Source organism: Pseudomonas sp. L7, from assembly GCF_046605565.1.
Lineage (GTDB): Bacteria > Pseudomonadota > Gammaproteobacteria > Pseudomonadales > Pseudomonadaceae > Aquipseudomonas > Aquipseudomonas wayambapalatensis.
Window position 1 is genome coordinate 2241871 of the sequence record NZ_CP176784.1, and the last position, 18560, is coordinate 2260430.

General features: G+C 64.0%; 20 protein-coding genes and 1 pseudogene. 16 read left to right on the plus strand and 5 right to left on the minus strand.

Features of this window, described 5'->3' with window-relative positions; genetic code table 11:
* Positions 1-55: 55 nt before the first annotated feature.
* Positions 56-472 carry a RidA family protein gene (locus ACK3BK_RS10325; RefSeq protein ID WP_186669694.1) on the minus strand — a complete coding sequence of 139 codons (417 nt, stop codon included), beginning with the start codon at positions 470-472 and terminating at the stop codon, positions 56-58.
* Complete coding sequence (locus ACK3BK_RS10330; protein ID WP_186711117.1) at positions 472-1791, minus strand: flavin-containing monooxygenase; 1320 nt, start codon at positions 1789-1791, stop codon at positions 472-474. The genes ACK3BK_RS10325 and ACK3BK_RS10330 overlap by 1 nt, the downstream gene beginning before the upstream one ends.
* A 281-nt stretch (positions 1792-2072) precedes the next feature.
* Here ACK3BK_RS10330 and ACK3BK_RS10335 point away from each other — a divergent pair, with 281 nt between their 5' ends.
* Both ACK3BK_RS10335 and argE read left to right on the plus strand, forming a co-directional pair.
* On the plus strand, positions 2073-2750 hold the full coding sequence (locus tag ACK3BK_RS10335; RefSeq protein WP_186711116.1) for a DUF1028 domain-containing protein: 678 nt from the start codon (positions 2073-2075) through the stop codon (positions 2748-2750).
* Positions 2743-3903, plus strand: a complete 1161-nt coding sequence (gene argE / locus ACK3BK_RS10340; RefSeq protein ID WP_186669689.1) for an acetylornithine deacetylase — start codon at positions 2743-2745, stop codon at positions 3901-3903. Before ACK3BK_RS10335 ends, argE begins: the two co-directional genes overlap by 8 nt.
* A gap of 115 nt (positions 3904-4018) precedes the next feature.
* Here the strand turns inward: argE and ACK3BK_RS10345 are convergent, their stop codons facing one another.
* A complete protein-coding gene (locus ACK3BK_RS10345) occupies positions 4019-4930 on the minus strand; it encodes a LysR family transcriptional regulator (protein ID WP_153775005.1) in 912 nt (303 codons plus the stop codon).
* Positions 4931-5051: 121 nt separating this feature from the next.
* Between ACK3BK_RS10345 and ACK3BK_RS10350 the strand changes: the two genes are divergently transcribed.
* The 7 genes from ACK3BK_RS10350 to ACK3BK_RS10380 all read left to right on the plus strand — a co-directional run bounded on the left by ACK3BK_RS10350 (position 5052) and on the right by ACK3BK_RS10380 (position 10867).
* On the plus strand, positions 5052-5750 hold the full coding sequence (locus tag ACK3BK_RS10350; RefSeq protein WP_054893208.1) for a CoA transferase subunit A: 699 nt from the start codon (positions 5052-5054) through the stop codon (positions 5748-5750).
* 34 nt (positions 5751-5784) lie between these two features.
* On the plus strand, positions 5785-6441 hold the full coding sequence (locus ACK3BK_RS10355) for a CoA transferase subunit B (protein ID WP_054893209.1): 657 nt from the start codon (positions 5785-5787) through the stop codon (positions 6439-6441).
* Positions 6442-6630: 189 nt separating this feature from the next.
* Entirely contained in the window at positions 6631-8049 is a 1419-nt protein-coding gene (locus ACK3BK_RS10360; protein WP_054893210.1) for a short-chain fatty acid transporter, read from the plus strand.
* Between the two features lie 181 nt (positions 8050-8230).
* Complete coding sequence (locus ACK3BK_RS10365; protein ID WP_054893211.1) at positions 8231-8452, plus strand: MbtH family protein; 222 nt, start codon at positions 8231-8233, stop codon at positions 8450-8452.
* Between the two features lie 3 nt (positions 8453-8455).
* Positions 8456-9175 carry a thioesterase II family protein gene (locus ACK3BK_RS10370; RefSeq protein WP_186669688.1) on the plus strand — a complete coding sequence of 240 codons (720 nt, stop codon included), beginning with the start codon at positions 8456-8458 and terminating at the stop codon, positions 9173-9175.
* Positions 9176-9236: 61 nt separating this feature from the next.
* Entirely contained in the window at positions 9237-9788 is a 552-nt protein-coding gene (locus ACK3BK_RS10375; RefSeq protein WP_411384234.1) for a hydrolase, read from the plus strand.
* 26 nt (positions 9789-9814) lie between these two features.
* Positions 9815-10867 carry a DUF1615 domain-containing protein gene (locus ACK3BK_RS10380; protein WP_411384235.1) on the plus strand — a complete coding sequence of 351 codons (1053 nt, stop codon included), beginning with the start codon at positions 9815-9817 and terminating at the stop codon, positions 10865-10867.
* A gap of 42 nt (positions 10868-10909) precedes the next feature.
* On the opposite strand, the gene ACK3BK_RS10385 is transcribed toward ACK3BK_RS10380, so the two are convergent.
* Positions 10910-12136 (minus strand): MFS transporter, encoded by a 1227-nt coding sequence (locus ACK3BK_RS10385; protein WP_186711112.1) that lies wholly within the window; start codon positions 12134-12136, stop codon positions 10910-10912.
* Between the two features lie 335 nt (positions 12137-12471).
* Between ACK3BK_RS10385 and ACK3BK_RS10390 the strand changes: the two genes are divergently transcribed.
* The 6 genes and pseudogenes from ACK3BK_RS10390 (at position 12472) to ACK3BK_RS10415 (ending at position 16500) form a co-directional block, all read left to right on the plus strand.
* A complete protein-coding gene (locus tag ACK3BK_RS10390) occupies positions 12472-13455 on the plus strand; it encodes a DUF1852 domain-containing protein (protein ID WP_411384236.1) in 984 nt (327 codons plus the stop codon).
* Positions 13456-13481: 26 nt separating this feature from the next.
* Positions 13482-14510: a methionine synthase gene (locus tag ACK3BK_RS10395; RefSeq protein WP_411384237.1), complete on the plus strand. Its 1029-nt coding sequence runs from the start codon at positions 13482-13484 to the stop codon at positions 14508-14510.
* Positions 14511-14522: 12 nt separating this feature from the next.
* On the plus strand, positions 14523-15023 hold the full coding sequence (locus tag ACK3BK_RS10400; RefSeq protein WP_411384238.1) for a flavin reductase family protein: 501 nt from the start codon (positions 14523-14525) through the stop codon (positions 15021-15023).
* 44 nt (positions 15024-15067) lie between these two features.
* Positions 15068-15190: pseudogene (locus tag ACK3BK_RS10405) on the plus strand (LysR family transcriptional regulator); the annotation flags it as partial.
* 160 nt (positions 15191-15350) lie between these two features.
* Positions 15351-15902: a GNAT family N-acetyltransferase gene (locus ACK3BK_RS10410; RefSeq protein WP_411384239.1), complete on the plus strand. Its 552-nt coding sequence runs from the start codon at positions 15351-15353 to the stop codon at positions 15900-15902.
* Positions 15903-15966: 64 nt separating this feature from the next.
* Entirely contained in the window at positions 15967-16500 is a 534-nt protein-coding gene (locus ACK3BK_RS10415; protein WP_411384240.1) for an AAA family ATPase, read from the plus strand.
* Here the strand turns inward: ACK3BK_RS10415 and ACK3BK_RS10420 are convergent.
* The gene (locus ACK3BK_RS10420; RefSeq protein ID WP_186722120.1) at positions 16494-17228 is read right to left on the minus strand and encodes an SDR family oxidoreductase; all 735 of its coding nucleotides are present in this window, start codon (positions 17226-17228) and stop codon (positions 16494-16496) included. The two genes, ACK3BK_RS10415 and ACK3BK_RS10420, sit on opposite strands and share 7 nt — an antisense overlap.
* 334 nt (positions 17229-17562) lie before the next feature.
* On the opposite strand from ACK3BK_RS10420, the gene ACK3BK_RS10425 reads away from it, so the two are divergent.
* Complete coding sequence (locus ACK3BK_RS10425) at positions 17563-18480, plus strand: AraC family transcriptional regulator N-terminal domain-containing protein (protein ID WP_411384241.1); 918 nt, start codon at positions 17563-17565, stop codon at positions 18478-18480.
* Positions 18481-18560 lie beyond the last annotated feature (80 nt).

Genomic DNA, 18560 nt, shown 5'->3' on the forward strand with positions numbered 1-18560 from the left:
GGCGGTTCGGTTGCCCGAACCGCCGCGAAAAGAACACTGCGGTGGCGATCAGTGCTTACTGCTGATCCGGCACCACCGCGATCACATCGATTTCCATCAACCACTCAGCCTGCGCCAGGCCCGCGACCACCAGCCCGGTGGAGATCGGGAACACGCCCTTGAGCCACTTGCCGACTTCGCGGTACACCGGCTCGCGGAAGCGTGGGTCGGTGATGTAGGTGGTGGTCTTGACGATATGCGACAGGTCGGAGCCGGCCTCTTCAAGCAGTTGCTTGACGTTTTTCATCGCCTGCTCGGCCTGTGCCTGCGGGTCGCCCAGACCGACCAGCCGGCCTTCGAAATCGGTGCCGACCTGGCCGCGTACATAGATGGTGTTGCCGGCGCGCACGGCCTGGCAGAGGTCGTTGTCCAAGGTCTGGTTGGGGTAGGTGGCCTTGGTGTTGAACATGCGGATGCGGGTATGGGTAGGCATCAGTGGGCTCCGAGGGTGCTGACGTTGCTGATCGAGGTGTGTAGCTGTTGATCCGCGTCGCGCTGGTCGCGGTCGCGGTAGGCCAGGTAGGTGCGCTGGGTGGCGATATGGCCGGCGACGTGCTTGGCGTCGTGCCAGACGCCCCAGATGAACGACGAGCCGCGGCGCGACAGCCAGGGCAGGCCGAGGAAGTACACCCCCGGCTCGCGGGCCACGCCGCGCTGGTGCTGGGGTTTGCCATTGGCGTCGAAGGTGTCGACCTGCAGCCAGCTGAAGTCCACACCGTAGCCGGTGGCCCAGATGATGCTGGTGACGCCGGCCTTGGCCAGGTCCAGTTCCAGCAGCGGGTTGCTGACGCAGTCCGGGTCGGCCAGGCGTTGGCGCGCTTCGGGCTCTTCTGGCAGGTCCAGGCCGTTGCGCTCGATGTAGGCATCGGCGGCATCGAGCAGGGCCAGGTAGTTCTCGTCGCCGCGGTTGATGTTGTCGGCCAGGTTGTCCTGGAAACGCACCACGCCGTCTTCGAACGACTGGGTCAGGCCGACCAGGGTCATGCCTTGGTGGGCGAGGGCGCGGAAGTCCACGGTATGGCCGCCACGGGCACCGCTGACGGCAATGGTCACGTGCTCGCGGCCGGGCTTGGCGATTTCCGCGTCCCACTCACCCAGCACGCCCAGCCACCAGCAGAAGTCGCGGTTGCGGTAGGCACGTGGCGGGCGGTCGTGGGCGCCTACCGAGAGGTAGACCTGGCGCCCGGCGCGCATCAGCTCCTCGGCGATCTGCACCCCGGAAGACCCGGCGCCGACCACCAGCACCGCGCCTTCAGGCAACTGCTGCGGGTTGTAGTAGGCGGCGGAGTGGATCTGGTGCAGGCGCTCGTCCTTTGGCGCAATGGCCGGGATCACCGGTTTCTGGAACGGGCCGGTAGCGGCGACCACGCGGTTGGCGCGGATCACGCCTTCATTGGTTTCGATGGTGAAGCCTGGACGGTCGCCGTTGCGCACCACGCGCTTGACCTCGATGCCGGTACGCACCGGCAGGTTGTACTTGCGCACGTAGCGTTCGAAGTAGTCGGCGACCTGGTCCTTGCCGGCGAAGGCATCGGCGTCGAGGTCGAATTCAAGGCCGGGGAAGCGGTCGTGCCAGACCGGCCCGTTGGCCACCAGCGAGTCCCAGCGCCCGGTACGCCAGGCCTCGGCGATGCGGTTGCGTTCCAGCACCAGGTGCGGCACGCCGAGTTTGCTCAGGTGTTCACTCATGGCCACGCCGGCCTGGCCGGCGCCGACCACGAGGGTGTCGATTTCGAGATTGTTCAGTGTCATGTCCGAGCCCTTGTTCAGGCGGTTTTTGTCAGGTCGGTTGTGGAGGACCGCCGTTGCCTGGGGCCAGACTAGGGATGCACGGAATTTCGCGAAAATAGTATTTAGCTGGGGCTTGCCGATAAATTGGCGAAGGGTGGCAGCGCTGCAGCGGCCAACCCGGCGGATTTGCCCGGCAAACCTGGGGTGCCCAGTTTTTTCCTCGCCAGTGCCAAGCAAAATGCTCGTTTCGCCGCCGCCAGGGCTTGCCGAGAATGCCGGTAAACCCAGAAAGGAGCTGCACCATGACCTTCTCCATCATCGGCCGCTGCCAGGAAACCGGCCAGGTCGGCATCGCCATCAGCTCGTCCAGCATCGCCGTCGGTGCCCGCTGCCCATGGGTGCGCGCCGGGGTCGGGGCGGTGGCGACGCAGAACATCACCTTGCCGGCCCTCGGCCCACAGATCCTCGACGCCCTCGAGCAGGGCCAGTTGCCGCCCGCCGCGGCGCTGGACCGGGTGCTCAGTGCCAACGGTTGGAGCGAGTACCGCCAGGTGACAGTGATCGACAGCCATGGCCAGGTCGCGCTGTTCACCGGCAAGGAGGCGCTGGGCGTGCACAACGCCGTGGCGGGTGAGCAATGCGCCGCAGCCGGCAACCTGCTGGCCTCGCCGCAGGTGATCGAGGCGATGGTGCACGCGTTCGAGCAGGCGGGCGGGCACCTGGCCGATCGCTTGCTGGCGGCGATGCACGCGGCCTTGGCTGCCGGTGGCGAGGCGGGCCCCGTGCACTCGGCAGCGTTGAAGATCGCCGGCGAGCTGACCTGGCCGCTGGTGGACCTGCGTGTGGACTGGGCCGAGCACGATCCGATCGGCGAACTCGACCGCCTGTGGCAGGCCTATCGCCCACAGATGCAGGATTACGTCACCCGTGCCCTGAATCCGACCACGGCCCCCAGCTACGGGGTACCGGGCGATGAGTGATCTCACCAGCCGCGCCGTGCTGGAGCGCCTGATCGGCTTTGCCACGGTCAGTCGCGACTCCAACCTCGAACTGATCGGTTTCATCCGCGATTACCTGGCGGGGCTGGGGGTCGAGAGCGAACTGTTCCTCAACGAGGAGGGCACCAAGGCCAACCTGTTCGCCACCATCGGCCCGACCGATCGTGGCGGCGTGGTCTTGTCCGGGCATACCGATGTGGTGCCGGTGGACGGCCAGGCCTGGAGTGTCGAGCCGTTTCGCCTGAGCGAGCGCGATGGGCGCCTGTATGGCCGTGGCACGGCCGACATGAAGGGCTTCATCGCCTCGGTACTGGCGGCGGTGCCGGCGTTCCTCGCCCAGCCGCTGACAACGCCGGTGCACCTGGCATTCTCCTATGACGAAGAGGTCGGCTGCCTCGGTGTACGCTCGATGCTGGAGGCGCTCGAACAGCGCCCGAACAAGCCGCGCCTGTGCCTGATCGGCGAACCCACCGAGCTCAAACCGGTGCTCGGGCACAAAGGCAAGTTGGCCATGCGCTGCCAGGTGCACGGCGCCGCGTGCCACTCGGCTTATGCACCCTATGGCGTCAATGCCATTGAGTATGCCGCGCAATTGATCGGCAAGCTGGGCGAGATCGGCGGCGAGCTGGCGCGTCCCGAGCACCATGACGCGCGCTTCGATCCACCGTTCTCTACCGTCCAGACCGGCGTGATCAAGGGCGGGCGGGCGTTGAACATCGTGCCTGAGGAATGCGAGTTCGACTTCGAGGTGCGTGCCTTGCCGGGCTTTGAAGCCAAGGTCGTGGCCGAGCGCTTGCAGGCCTACGCCGAAACCGACCTGCTGCCGCGCATGCGTGCCGTCAGTGATGCCAGCGATATCCGCCTCAAGCCACTCAGCGCCTACCCGGGGCTGGCAACGCCCGAAGACAGCGAAGCGGCGCGCCTGGTGGCGCTGCTCAGCGGTTCGGAAGATTTCGGCACCGTGGCCTTTGGCACCGAAGGCGGGTTGTTCGACCAGGCGGGGATCCCGACCGTGGTCTGCGGGCCGGGCAGCATGGACCAGGGGCACAAGCCGGACGAGTTTGTCAGCGTTGCGCAACTGCAGGGTTGTGATGCGATGTTGCTGCGGTTGCGTGATTATCTCGTTGGTAACTGATTGCTACGGGGAGGTGCTTGCCGAAAGTTTTTCAGCGCCTATGAGATCGAGCGCCGCCCGCGCGGCGCTCGATCTCACCGGCGCTGAAAAACCTCAGGCAAGCACCTGTCAGCCCTCACGCAACCCCATGCGAACACACCTCCGGCGCACGCGTATGTGACAGCAACACATCCAGCAGCGCCTGCGCAGCAGTGGACAACTTGTGGTCGCTCAGGGCGATGACGCCGATGCGCCGCTCGACGGTGGGCTCGACCAAGGGCACGCAACGCGCACCCAATTCCTGCATCTGGTTGATGCACAGCGCCGGTACGGCACTGACGCCTAAACCATTGGCAACCATGCGCCCGACCGTGGACAACTGATGGCTTTCGAACGCCACCGCCAGCCGACCATGCTCGGCGGCCAGGTGTTGCTCCAGCAGCAGGCGCACCGCCGACGGGCGTTGCAGGGCGATGAAGTCCTGGGTCAGCAGTTCGCGCCAGCTCACCTGGGGCTGCTGCGCCAGGGGTGAATCGCCAGGCACTACCGCGACGAAACGGTCCAGGTACAACGGGTGGAACTGTAGGGCATCACTGCGCTCGGGTTCGAAGCCTATGCCCAGTTCGACGCGGCGGTGGCGAACCAGCTCCAGCACCTGCTCGTTGATCACGTCGTGCACGGTGACGTTGACCTTGGGGTAGCGCTGGCGAAACACCTTCAGTGACTGCGGCAGCAGGTTCCCGGCAAAGGCCGGCATCGCCGCCACCGACACCCGCCCCAGTTGCAGGGTGAAGCGCTGGCGCAGCATTTCCTCGGTATCGTCCCAGTCGGCCAGCAGGCGCCGGGCCAGTGGCAGCAGCACTTCGCCCTCGGCGGTGAGGCTGACGCTGCGGGTGGTGCGGGTGAGCAGGGCGCCGCCGAGGTTGTCCTCCAGCGCCTTGATGGTCAGGCTCAGTGCCGGTTGCGAAATGTGCAGGTGTTCGCCGGCCTGGGCGAAGCTCTGGTACTTGGCCACGGTGACGAAGGCGCGCAGTTGCTTGACGTTCATGGCGGATCCGCTGGTTGTTTTGCAAAAGTTATCAATCGATGACGAAAACAAAATTAACAAATCAGTCGCCAGCGGTGAAGATGCCTTCCACACGCTCAAACAACTACAAAGGCGGATCAGCATGGCCGGACTGGACAAGCGCGTAGCAACCTATGAACAGGCTCTCGAAGGCCTGACCGACGACATGACGGTACTGGCCGGCGGCTTCGGCCTGTGTGGCATCCCCGAGAACCTGATCGCCGAGATCAAGCGCCGCGGAGTCAAGGGCCTGACGGTAGTTTCCAACAACTGCGGCGTCGACGGCTTCGGCCTGGGCGTGCTGCTCGAAGACCGGCAGATCCGCAAGATGGTTGCCTCTTACGTCGGCGAGAACGCCGAGTTCGAGCGCCAGCTGCTCAGCGGCGAGCTGGAAGTGGAGCTCACCCCCCAGGGCACCCTGGCCGAGAAGATGCGCGCCGGCGGCGCCGGTATCCCGGCTTTCTACACCGCCACGGGCTACGGCACCCCGGTCGCCGAAGGCAAAGAGGTACGCGAGTTCAACGGCCGCAAGTACATCCTCGAAGAGTCCATCACCGGCGACTTCGCCATCGTCAAGGGCTGGAAGGCCGACCACTACGGCAACGTGGTGTACCGCAACACCGCCCAGAACTTCAATCCGCTGGCCGCCACCGCCGGCAAGATCACCGTGGTCGAGGTCGAGGAAATCGTCGAGCCGGGCGTACTGCTGCCCAGCGAGATCCACACGCCGGGGATCTTCGTCGACCGGGTCATCGTCGGCACCTTCGAGAAGCGCATCGAGAAGCGCACCGTCAAGGCCTGAGCGCCGCCCACAGAACAACAAAGAGATCCTGACCATGGCACTGACCCGCGAACAGATGGCCCAACGTGTCGCCCGTGAACTGAAGGACGGCTACTACGTCAACCTCGGCATCGGCATCCCCACCCTGGTGGCCAACTACGTGCCCGCCGACATGGACGTGATGCTGCAGTCGGAAAACGGCCTGCTCGGCATGGGCGAGTTCCCCACCGAGAGCACCCTCGACCCCGACATGATCAACGCCGGCAAGCAGACGGTGACCGCCCGCCGTGGCGCGTCGATCTTCGACTCGGCGCAATCCTTCGCCATGATCCGTGGCGGCCATGTCGACCTCACCGTGCTGGGCGCCTTCGAGGTGGACGTGGAGGGCAACATCGCCTCCTGGATGATCCCCGGCAAGCTGGTCAAGGGCATGGGCGGGGCCATGGACCTGGTGGCCGGCGCCGAGAACATCATCGTCACCATGACCCACGCCTCCAAGGACGGCGAGTCCAAGCTCCTGCCGCGCTGCAGCCTGCCGCTGACGGGCGCCGGCTGCATCCGCAAGGTGCTCACCGACCTTGCCTACCTCGAGATCGAGAACGGCGCCTTCATCCTGCGCGAGACCGCGCCTGGGGTGAGTGTCCAGGAGATCGTCGAGAAAACCGCCGGCAAGCTGATCGTGCCGGACGATGTGAAAGAGATGACGTTCTAACGCTACTGCTTTACCTCCCCCCTGTGAGGGCGGACTCGTTTTGGGAGCGGGCTTGCCCGCGAATGCGTCGGTACATTCACCAACGTATTCGCGGGCAAGCCCGCTCCTACAACAAGCCCCGCGCCCACAGGGGTTTTGCGTTGATCGACAAGCAACATCCACCAATAAGACCAAAAAAGGAAAACACTCGTGGCCGCTGAAATCCAAGACAGCCGCTCCGCCCGCTTTGCCCTGCGCTGCTCCAACTGGGCCGAGCGCTGGTTCCCCGACTCCTGGGTGTTCGCCGCCCTGGCCGTGATGCTGGTGTGCCTGGGGGCCCTGGCGATGGGCGCCAAGCCGACCGACACCGCCAAGGCCTTTGGTGACGGCTTCTGGAGCCTGATCCCGTTCACCATGCAGATGGCCTTCGTGGTCATTGGCGGCTATGTGGTCGCCAGCTCCCCGCCCGCTGCACGCCTGATCGACCGCCTCGCGCGCCTGCCCAAGAACGGCCGCTCGGCGGTGTGCTGGGTGGCGCTGATCTCGATGCTCGCCTCCTTGCTCAACTGGGGCCTGTCGCTGGTGTTCGGCGGCCTGCTGGTGCGTGCCCTGGCCCGCCGCACAGACCTGAAGATGGACTACCGCGCCGCCGGTGCCGCCGCCTACCTGGGCCTGGGCGCGGTATGGGCGCTGGGCCTGTCGTCGTCGGCCGCACAGTTGCAGGCCAACCCGGCCAGCCTGCCGCCGTCGATCCTGTCGATCACCGGCGTCATTCCGTTCACCGAGACCATTTTTCTCTGGCAGTCCGGGGTGATGCTGGCCGCGCTGGTGATCGTCTCGCTGGTCGTCGCCTATGCCACCGCGCCCGGTCCGAACAGTGCGCGCAGCGCCCAGGACTGTGGTGTCGATCCGACCTTCACCGCCCCACCTGCGCCGCAGCGCACCCGCCCCGGCGAGTGGCTGGAGCACAGCCCGATCCTTATCCTGCTGCTGGTGGCCCTGGCGGCCGGCTGGCTGTACCAGGAGTTCGCCACCAAGCCTGCGATCACCGCCATCTCCGGGCTGAACACCTACAACCTGCTGTTCATCATGCTGGGTGCCTTGCTCCACTGGCGACCGCGCAGCTTCCTCGACGCCGTGGCCCGTGCGGTGCCGACCACTACCGGCGTGCTGATCCAGTTCCCGCTGTACGGCTCGATCGCCGCCATCCTCACCCAGGTGAAGGGCGCCGACGCACAGACCCTGGCGCACCACATCTCGGTGTTCTTCACCCAGATCGCCACCCATGACACCTATGCCTTGCTGATGGGCGTGTATTCGGCGGTGCTGGGCTTCTTCATTCCATCTGGCGGCGGCAAATGGATCATCGAAGCGCCCTATGTGATGCTGGTGGCCAACGACCTGCAGTACCACCTGGGCTGGGCGGTGCAGATCTACAACGCCGCCGAGGCGCTGCCGAACCTGATCAACCCCTTCTACATGCTGCCGTTGCTGGGCGTGCTGGGCCTGAAGGCACGGGACCTGATCGGCTTCTCCTTCGTGCAACTGCTAGTGCACGTGCCCCTGGTGCTGGTGCTGCTCTGGGCGCTGGGCACCACCTTGCAGTACGTGCCGCCGGTAATGCCGTAGCAGCATCACCCCGCAACACAGCGCTGCGGGCCGCAATGGCCCGCAAGCGCCGCCTGCCGCTCGACGCCCTTGCAGGTCGAGCCGTGAAAAAAGCGTAATTTTCCCCCGTCTCCCTTCGTTTTCCTGAGAGCTGCCCTGCGTCCAGACGGACCGGGCCATCATCACCCCAAGGAGACAGGCAATGACTTCCGTTTTCGACCGCGACGACATCGTGTTCCAGGTAGTGATCAATCACGAGGAACAGTACTCGATCTGGCCCGACTACAAGGCGATCCCCAACGGCTGGCGCGCCGCAGGCAAGAGCGGTCTGAAGAAAGACTGCCTGGCCTACATCGATGAAGTGTGGACCGACATGCGCCCCCTGAGCCTGCGCCAGAAGATGGCCGAAGCTGCGGTGCAGTAAGGCGTGACGGCACTCAACCTGCTATGCCTGCCTTACTCGGGCGCCAGTGCCATGGTCTACAGCCGCTGGCGGCGCAAGCTGCCGGCCTGGTTGCAGGTGCGCCCGGTGGAGCTGCCGGGGCGCGGTGCTCGCCTGGGCGAACCCCTGCAAACCGACATGCAGGCACTGGCCCGGCAACTGGCCAGCGAGCAGCGCCTGGCGGCGAGCACGCCCTATGCGCTGCTCGGCCATAGCCTGGGTGCGCTGCTCGCCTTCGAGCTGGCCCACGAGCTGCAAGCCCTGGGTTGCAAGGCGCCGGTCGCACTGTTCGCCTGCGGCACGGCGGCACCGACCCGACGTGAGGACTACGACGGCAAGGGCTGGCGCGAACCCAAGACCAATGCCGAGCTGATCGACGAGTTGCGCCAGTTGCAAGGGACCCCCGAGGAGGTCCTGGCCAACGAGGAACTCATGAGCCTGACCTTGCCGATTCTGCGTGCCGATTTCCTCATGTGCGGTCGCTACGACTATCGCCAGCGCGCGCCGTTGCACTGCCCGCTGCATGTTTTGGGCGGCGAGGCCGACCGCGCCAGCGAAGAGCAACTGCTGGCCTGGCGTCGCGAAAGCCTGGGCGATTTCTCGCTGGAGGTCTTCCCCGGCGGGCACTTCTTCATCCATGAGCACGAAGACCGGGTGCTGAGCCTGCTGGCCGCCTCTCTGGAACCTCATCGACTTTCGGCATGATTGACGTAGGCCTTTGCCTGGGGGAGGCTGGGGGCTTTCCCACAGGACAAGGGTTGTCCCCATGCTGATCGATCCCCGCCAGGCCACGCTGCTGGTCGTCGATATCCAGGAGCGCCTCATTGGCGCCATGAGCGATCCCGAGGGCACCCGCGCGCGGGCCTGCGGGCTGCTGGCCGCCACCGCCGAACTCGAACTGCCCACGGTGATTTCCGAGCAGTACCCCAAGGGCCTGGGCCCGACCCTGGCCGAACTCAAGGCCGCGGCGGCAGGGGCCGAAATCGTCGAGAAACTGCACTTTTCCTGCGTGGCTGCCGAGTGCCTGCCGGCCAGTCTGCTGGCGCGTGAGCAGGTGATCGTCTGTGGCATGGAAACCCACGTCTGCGTGCTGCAGACCGTGCTTGGCCTGCTGGGCCTGGGCAAGCAGGTGTTCGTGGTCGAGGACGTCTGTGACAGCCGCACCCCGGCAAGCAAGGCGGCAGGCCTGGCGCGTATGCGCGACGCCGGGGCGCAGATCGTGACCCGCGAGATGGTGCTGTTCGAATTGCTGGGCAGTGCCAGCCACCCGTTGTTCCGCCATATCAGCAAGACCTACATCGTCGGTGATCTGTCCTGAACCTGCGGCTGCTGGGCGCTGGGCTGATGCTGCTGGCCCTGCTGCAAGGCTGTGCCGGGCGCCGCGAGGAGGCGCCCGAAGTCGACCCTGCCCAGGTCCGCGCCCAGCTCATGCGCCTGCTGCCTGCCTCGGTCAAGGACCGCCAGGGCTGGGCCGAGGACATTCAGGTCGCGTTCACCGCCCAGGGCATCGCGCCCAGCCGCAGCAACCTGTGTGCGGTGCTGGCGGTGACCGAGCAGGAGTCCACCTTCACCGCCGACCCCCAGGTGCCCAACCTGGGCCGTATCGCCCGCGAGGAAATCGACCGCCGCGCCGCGCGTCTGCACATCCCCAGGCTGCTGGTCGATGGCGCCCTGGCCACCCCTTCGGCCAACGGCCAGAGCTACCAGCAGCGCCTGCTGGCGGTGCGCAGCGAGCGGCAACTCAGTGCGCTGTTCGACGATTTCATCGCCGGCCTGCCGCTGGGCGACAAGCTGCTCGGCGGGCTCAACCCGGTGCGTACCGGCGGGCCGATGCAGGTCAGCATCGACTTTGCCGAACGCCATGCCCAGGACTACCCCTACCAGCGCCAGGGCACGATTCGCCAGGAGGTCTTCAGCCGTCGCGGCGGCCTGTACTTCGGCATCGCCCACTTGTTGGGGTATCCCGCCCACTATGAGCGGCCGCTGTACCGCTTCGCCGATTTCAACGCAGGCTGGTACGCCAGCCGCAACGCGGCTTTCCAGGCAGCGCTGAACAGTGTGACGGGGGCGGAACTGGCGTTGGACGGCGACCTGATCGCACCGGGCTCGATCCTGCCAGGCACCACCGAGCGCGCGGCGCGCAGCCTTGGGGTGAAGCTTGGGCTGCGCAATCCACAGATTCGCAGTCAGTTGGAATTGGAGAACAGCCTGGCGCTCGAGGACAGCGCCTTGTACCGCGGCGTATTCGCACTCGCCGATGCCAAGGCGGGCAAGCCACTGCCACGTGCGGTGCTGCCAGGGATCGTGCTCAAGAGCCCGAAGATCACCCGCAAGCTGACCACGGCGTGGTTTGCGGGGAGGGTGGATGAGCGCTACCAGCGCTGCATGGCGCGCTGATCGACGCAAGGTACAGGGGCCGCCAGGCGGCCCCTGCAGAGGTCAGGCAGGCTGGGCCGCCAGGCTGTTGCTGACATTACGCCCCAGCACCAGCACGGTGACGAACCCGCAGCCGACCAACGCCGTGGCCAGGCTCAGCAGCACCGAGCTGCCCATCTGGTCGACGATCCGCCCGCCGAAGAACGAGCCCAGTGCAATGATCACCTGGAACATGGCCACGAACAGCGGCATGCCGCGTTCGACATCCTTGGGCGCGACCACGAACATCCAGATGCTGGCACAGGCCGGGAAGGCACCGAAGGCAAAGCCCCACAGCGCGATCAGCATCACCGCCCCGGTCATGCCGGTGGCGAAGTAGGGGAACAGCGCGGTGCTGACGCCGATCAGCAAGGCCACCAGCAGCAGGGTGTAGCGCACGCTGCGGTTGGCGGCGAAGCCGGCGAACAGGTTGCCGATGACGCCTGCTACACCGTAGAGCAGCAGCAGCGAGCCGATGGTTGCCCCATCGAAGCCGGAGCTTTGCTTGAAGAACGGTGCGACATAGGTGTACGCGGCAAAGTGCGCCAGGCCAATCAGCAACACCGCGATCAGGCCGACCCGCGCCAGCGGATTGATGAACAGCGCCGGCAGGTCACTGATGCGGATGGCCTTGTCCGGATTGAGCCGCGGCAGCAGGAAGACCTGCGCGAGCAGCACCGGCACACCCAGCAGGGCGGTCACCAGGAAGGTCATGCGCCAGCCCATCAGGCCGCTGAGCCAGGTGCCGACCGGCACCCCCAGCACCGTGGCCAGGGTGACCCCGACCATGATGATCGAGGTCGCCTGCGCCACGCCCACCCCCTTGGGCGCCAGGCGCCCGCTCAGGGCAATGGCCGTGGCCCAGAAGCCACCAATGCTGATACCCAGCAGCACGCGGCCGAATAGCAACAGGCTGAAATCGCTGGCATAGGCCACCACCGAGTTGGCGATGATCATGATCAGCGTCAGGCCGATCAGCAGGTAGCGGCGGTCCATGGCGCCGATGCCTACCGACAGCAGCGGGGCGGCGAGGGCGGCCATGATCCCGGGCAGGGTGACCATCAGGCCGGCCTGGCCGGCACTGATGCCCAGGTCGCTGGCCACATCGTTGAGCACGCCCACCGGCAGGAATTCACTGGTGACCAGGGCGAAGGCGCCCACGGCAACCGAGAGAATCGCCAGCCACTGCTGTTTGACGCTCTGTTGGTTATGTTCAAGAAGGCCATCGGGGGCCTGATTGACGCTTGGCATGGTACGGATTCCAAGTGTTGTCGCCTGGAGCAGGCGCAGGAGGCGGGAAAATAGGAGGGCGATTATAGGAGTCGGATTTGCAAGGCCCATAGGCAGGTCGTTCGATAGTAATCATCAGTGGGATCGATGGAAGGCTCTAGGTTATGGATTGCACCCAACCCAGGCGCAAGAGCGATCATGAAAATTACTAAGGTTGAATGCAAAAAAAATGAGTTTGCTTCATGAGTGGCTGATCCCGACAATTCCCCCACTCGGAACCGGACATCCGTATCGGCAGGCACCTTCGCTGCGCGAGGCGTTCCAGGTTTACCTCAGGAATCAGGATTCAGATCACCATGGCCAAAGACTTCACTTTCGCGATCAAGCGGATTTGTTTCGATGAGCACTACCAGCCCTCGGACAACACCCGCATCACCACCAACTTCGCCAACCTGGCGAGGGGCGAGCAGCGCCAGGAAAACCTGCGCAATACCTTGCGGATGATCGACAACCGCTTCAATGCCCTGGCCCATTGGGACAACCCTGAAGGTGACCGTTACAAGGTCGAGCTCGAAATCATTTCCGTCGAGATGGACCTGGGGGCTGACAGCACTGCCGATGCGCTCCCGTTGATCGAGATTCTGAAAACCAACATCGTCGATCAGAAAACCAACGAGCGCATCGCCGGGATCGTAGGGAACAATTTTTCTTCCTACGTGCGTGATTACGACTTCAGCGTGCTGCTGCTGGAGCACAACAAGGGCAAGCCTGGCTTCGGCACCCCGGATGATTTCGGCGACCTGCATGGCAAGCTGTTCAAGTGCTTCCTGAACTCGCAGGCCTACAAGGCCAACTTCAGCAAGTTGCCGGTCATCTGCCTGAGCGTCTCCAGCAGCAGGACCTACCACCGCACGCAAAACCAGCACCCGGTACTGGGGTTCGAATACCGTCAGGATGAATACTCGTTGACGGATGAGTACTTCAGCAAGATGGGCTTGAAGGTGCGTTATTTCATGCCCGCGAACAGCGTCGCGCCCTTGGCGTTCTACTTTACGGGCGACCTGCTTGCCGACTACACCAATCTCGAGCTCATCAGCACCATCAGCACGATGGACACCTTCCAGAAGATCTACCGGCCGGAAATCTACAACGCGAACTCTGCGGCAGGGCAATCCTATCAGCCAAGCCTCAAGCACCAGGATTATTCGTTGACCCGAATCGTTTATGACCGCGAGGAACGCAGCCGCCTGGCGATCGAACAAGGGCGGTTTGCCGAGGAGCACTTCATCAAACCCTATCGGGCGGTTCTCGAGCAGTGGTCTGCTCAGTACGCAATCTGACTTATCGAATTCACAAGGCTTCCATCATGAAAAAACTGCTCCCTACCTCAACCGCCGGCAGCTTGCCCAAGCCTTCCTGGCTGGCGCAGCCCGAGACCCTCTGGTCGCCCTGGAAACTGCAGGACGAAGGGCTTGTCGAGGGCAAGCAGGATGCACTGCGTCTGGCGTTGCACGAACAGCAGCAGGCCGGTATCGACATCGTCAGCGACGGCGAGCAAACCCGCCAGCACTTCGTCACCACCTTTATCGAACACCTCAGCGGCGTTGATTTCGAGAAGCGCGAAACCGTGCGGATCCGTGATCGCTACGATGCGAGCGTCCCGACGGTGGTGGGTGCAGTCGAGCGTCGCAAGCCTGTGTTCGTCGACGACGCCAGGTTCTTGCGCCAGCAAACCCGTCAACCCATCAAGTGGGCGCTGCCGGGTCCCATGACGATGATCGATACGCTGTACGACGCCCACTACAAGAGCCGGGAAAAGCTGGCGTGGGAATTTGCCAAGATCCTCAATCAGGAAGCCCGGGAGCTGGAGGCGGCGGGTGTCGATATCATTCAGTTCGACGAGCCTGCATTCAACGTCTTCTTCGACGAGGTGAACGATTGGGGCGTCGCCACCCTGGAACGGGCCATCGAAGGCCTCAAGTGTGAAACGGCGGTGCACATCTGCTACGGCTATGGCATCAAGGCCAACACCGACTGGAAAAAGACGCTGGGGTCGGAGTGGCGCCAGTATGAGCAGGCGTTCCCAAAGCTGCAGAAATCCTCTATCGATATCGTTTCGCTCGAATGCCACAACTCCCACGTGCCCATGGATCTGATCGAGCTCATCCGCGGCAAGAAAGTGATGGTCGGCGCCATCGATGTGGCCAATCACGCCATCGAGACTCCGGAAGAAGTCGCCAATACCCTGCGCAAGGCCTTGCAGTTCGTCGATGCCGACAAGCTTTATCCGTGCACCAACTGCGGCATGGCGCCACTGCCACGTCGCGTCGCGAGTGGCAAGCTCGAGGCGTTGGTCGCAGGCGCGGATATCGTTCGGCAAGAACTGTCGAACTAGGGTCTGTCTGTCATGTCGCAGCTTGGAACCGCCATCGAGCCTCTGCGTTTTCGCGAAGCGCTCGGGCATTACGCCTCCGGTATCACGGTGGTGACTTCGTTCATCGATGACGAGCCGATCGGCTTTACCTGCCAGTCGTTCTACAGCGTGTCGATGAGCCCGCCCCTGGTGTCGTTCAGCGTGATGTCGAACTCGGCCAGCTACCCGAAGATTCGCCAGGCCGGTCGTTTTGCAGTCAACATCCTTTCAGATGAGCAGGTCGGTATTTCCAACCAGTTCGCGCGCCGTGGCACCGACAAGTGGCACGGCGTCGAATGGCAGTCGTCGCCTCTGGGGAATCCACTCATCGCCGGCAGCCTGCACTGGCTCGATTGCGAAATCCACGCCGAACATGCCGCAGGCGATCACCTGATCGTGATTGGGGAAGTGAAAGCGCTGACCCTGCAAGAGGCCGGGGCGACGCAGCCGTTGCTGTATTTCAAGGGACAATACTGCAACCTCGCGGCCTTTTGAGCGGTTCAGGTTTCGCTATTTTGCACAGGGTTGAAGTTCTGCCCATGATCGACTTGAGACACCTGCGCACCATCGACGCCCTGCGGGAAATGGACAGCCTGCACGACGCCGCCGAACGCCTGCACCTGACACAATCCGCGCTGTCGCACCAATTTCGCGAGTTGGATATTCCCTTTGCGACGCTGGAGGGGGTCAATGCCCTGTCGGGGCGCGTCATCTGAGACGGGCAGATCGGCCCAGCGCCCCCGTTGGCCCGAGCGCTCGACACAGCCGGGGCAATCGCCGACCATCAAGTGCCCTGCACAAGGGTACTCAGGAGCGAATGCCATGGATTGCCTTAAGACGCTGTATACAGAACGCCTTGTTCTCACCCCTCTGCAATTGGAAGACGCGCCTGCGATCCAGCAGTTGTTTCCGCAGTGGGAGGTGGTCCGTTATCTCGATCGCCGCGTGCCATGGCCGTACCCGGAAGACGGCGCGTTGGTCTACGTGCGTGATATCGCCCTGCCAGCCATGGCCGCGGGCCGTGAATGGCATTGGATGATCCGCCTGCGCGGTGAAGACCCGCGCATCATCGGCAGCATCAGCCTGTACGACGAACCCGGGAACAACCGGGGTTTCTGGCTTGCGCCGCAGTGGTGGGGGCAAGGCTACATGCGTGAAGCCTGCCGGGTGGTCAATGCCTATTGGTTCGAGACCTTGTCTCGCCCTGTCATGCAGGTGCCCAAGGCCGTTGCCAATCACGCCTCTCGAAAAGTCTCGGAGCATGAAGGGATGCGCCTGGTGGACACGCGCGACGGGCATTTTGTCTCCGGGCCGTTTGAGGTGGAGATATGGGAGATGACACGCCGTGAATGGCTCGCCCGTTCCTTGGGTTGACGCTGCCGGACATTTCCGTAGAATCGCGCGCCCTGTTCAACATGCATGGCGAAAAGGAGCTTCGATGCAGCGGATCATGATTGTCGGCCAACCCGGCGCCGGGAAGAGCACATTGGCGCGCAAGCTAGGCGAATACACGGGGCTGCCGGTGGTGCATATCGACACCATCCACTGGCAGCCCGGCTGGGTCGAGCGCAGCCGGGACGAGAAGACACGCTTGTGCCATGAAGTGGAGGCGCGCGATCGCTGGATTTTCGAAGGCGGCCATTCAACCACCTGGAGCAATCGACTGGCTCGCGCCGATCTTCTGATCTGGATCGACCGGTCGGCGACGCTGCGATTCTGGCGGGTGCTGACCAGAGCGCTGCGTTATCGCGGACAGACCCGTCCGGACTTGCCGCACAACTGCCCGGAGCGGCTGGCCAACCTGCCGGAGTTCTTCAGGTTCATGTGGCAAACGAAGCGCTCGGCTCGAACGAAGATGGAGCAACTTGCGGCGAGCGCGCCGGTGGGTTGTCGGGTGGTCTGCCTGCGCTCCGATCGGGACACCAGCGCATTTCTCGCGAGCATGCAGCCGACGCCCAGGAGTGCTCAATAAGGACTGGCAGTCGGTCGCACCACAAGCTCGCTGACATCCACATCATCCGGCTGCTCGATGGCATAGACCAGCGCCCGGGCAATCGCGTCGGCCTCCAGCGCCACGCGTCGGAATGTTCTCATGGCCTCGCGGGCCGTGTCGTCGGTGATCGTGTCGGCCAGCTCCGATTCCACCACCCCAGGACACACCACCGTCACCCTGATCTTGTCGGTTTCCTGGCGAAGGCCATCGGAGATCGCCCGAACGGCGTACTTGGTCGCGCAATACACAGCAGCGGTGGGGGAGACCGAAAGCCCGCCGATCGACGAGATGTTGATGACCTGACCATGTCCTTGCGCCTCCATGCCTGGGAGCACCGCGGCGATGCCGTGCAGCACTCCGCGCACGTTGACGTCGAGCATCCGGTTCCATTCCTCGACTTTCAGCGAGTTCAGTGGCGACAGCGGCATTACCCCTGCGTTGTTGATGATCACATCGACCTTGCCGTACTGCGCCTTGGCAAACTCGACAAAGGCTTGCATGGAATCGAGGTCGGTCACGTCCAGTGCGCGGGCACTTGCCGAGCCGCCTTCGGCGCGGATTTCACTCACCAGCTGTTGCAGGCGATCGATACGGCGGGCGCCGAGTACCACGTGAGCACCCTTGGCGGCGATCAGCCTGGCGGCGGCTTCACCAATGCCGCTGCTGGCGCCGGTGATCAGCACGACTTTATCGTTGATGTTGGACATTTGCGTATCTCCTGTACATGAAGGTTCAGGCGTCTGCAGGGAAGGCAGACGTTGCTGCTGGGTACGGAGAAAAGACTAAGGTTGTGGGGCGGCACGATGCGTGCCGAAACCTGCGCGACCTTTGCCTATTCGTGTCGGTGATCCGCGCAGCCTCGTGCCACGCGCCGGAGCGGAAGGATCAGGCAACTCGACGACAGTTTCGACCTAACGCAGGTGTTTTTCGCGGGGGACAATGGGTGCCTGGCCCTGACGACGCCGCCAGGTAGCCCCCATGGTCTGCCGTCACACCAAGACCGTGATACAACGCCGAATTCCAACATGCGAGAGCCCTTGAATGGCGCAGAACGATGCTTTTCTCCTGCAAACCACTGCCTTGTACCGTGGCGAGCTCGTCCGCTCGCTGACCGAGCGCTTTACCGCGCCGGGCATTTACGAAACTGCCATCGCGCCGCTGCACGTGATTCGAATGGATGCGCCGTCAGACATCATCCATACCGTGCACAAACCGGCGCTGTGCCTGATCGTGCAGGGGCAAAAAGAGGTGGGCCTGGGCGAGGAGCGTTATCTGTACGACCCCCTCAACTACCTGGTGGTGTCGGTGACGCTACCGGTGTCTGGTCGGGTGCTGACAGCCAGCGCGCAGGCGCCTTACTTGTGCATCCGCCTGGACTTCGAGCCAACCGAGCTTGCCCAGGTGATCGCCGATGCGCCGCCCGCGGGCGTACCGGATGAGCCCGAGCGCGGGTTATTTCTCGAACAGATCGATGTGTCGCTGCTGGAAACCATGTTGCGCCTGGTGCGGTTGCTGGAGTCGCCACGGGATATCGGCATGCTCGCGCCATTGGCGCTGCGCGAACTGCACTACCGCTTGCTGCGAGGAGTGCATGGGCGTCGGCTGTACGAGTTGGCCATGGGCGACTCGCAGACCCGGCGCGTGAGCAAGGCCATCGACTGGTTGAACAACCACTACACCCAGCCGCTGCGCATCGAGCAACTGGCGCGGATCGCCAATCTGGGCAGTTCGACCTTGCATCACCGTTTCAAGGCAGTCACCGCCATGAGCCCCTTGCAGTACCAGAAGCTATTGCGCCTGCAGGAGGCTCGGCGGCTGATGTTGGGGGAGGGGCTGGATGTGTCGAGCGCCTGTTATCGGGTCGGTTATGAAAGCCCGTCACAGTTCAGCCGCGAGTACAGCCGCCAGTTTGGGTGTGCGCCGTCTCGGGACATAAACCTGGCCCGGCGGCCATCATGAAGATGCCACTGCGGGCCGAGCAGCTGGTGCCAGTGCCTGGCCGTGGCTTGTACGAAGCGATGCCGGGCCATGCTCTGATC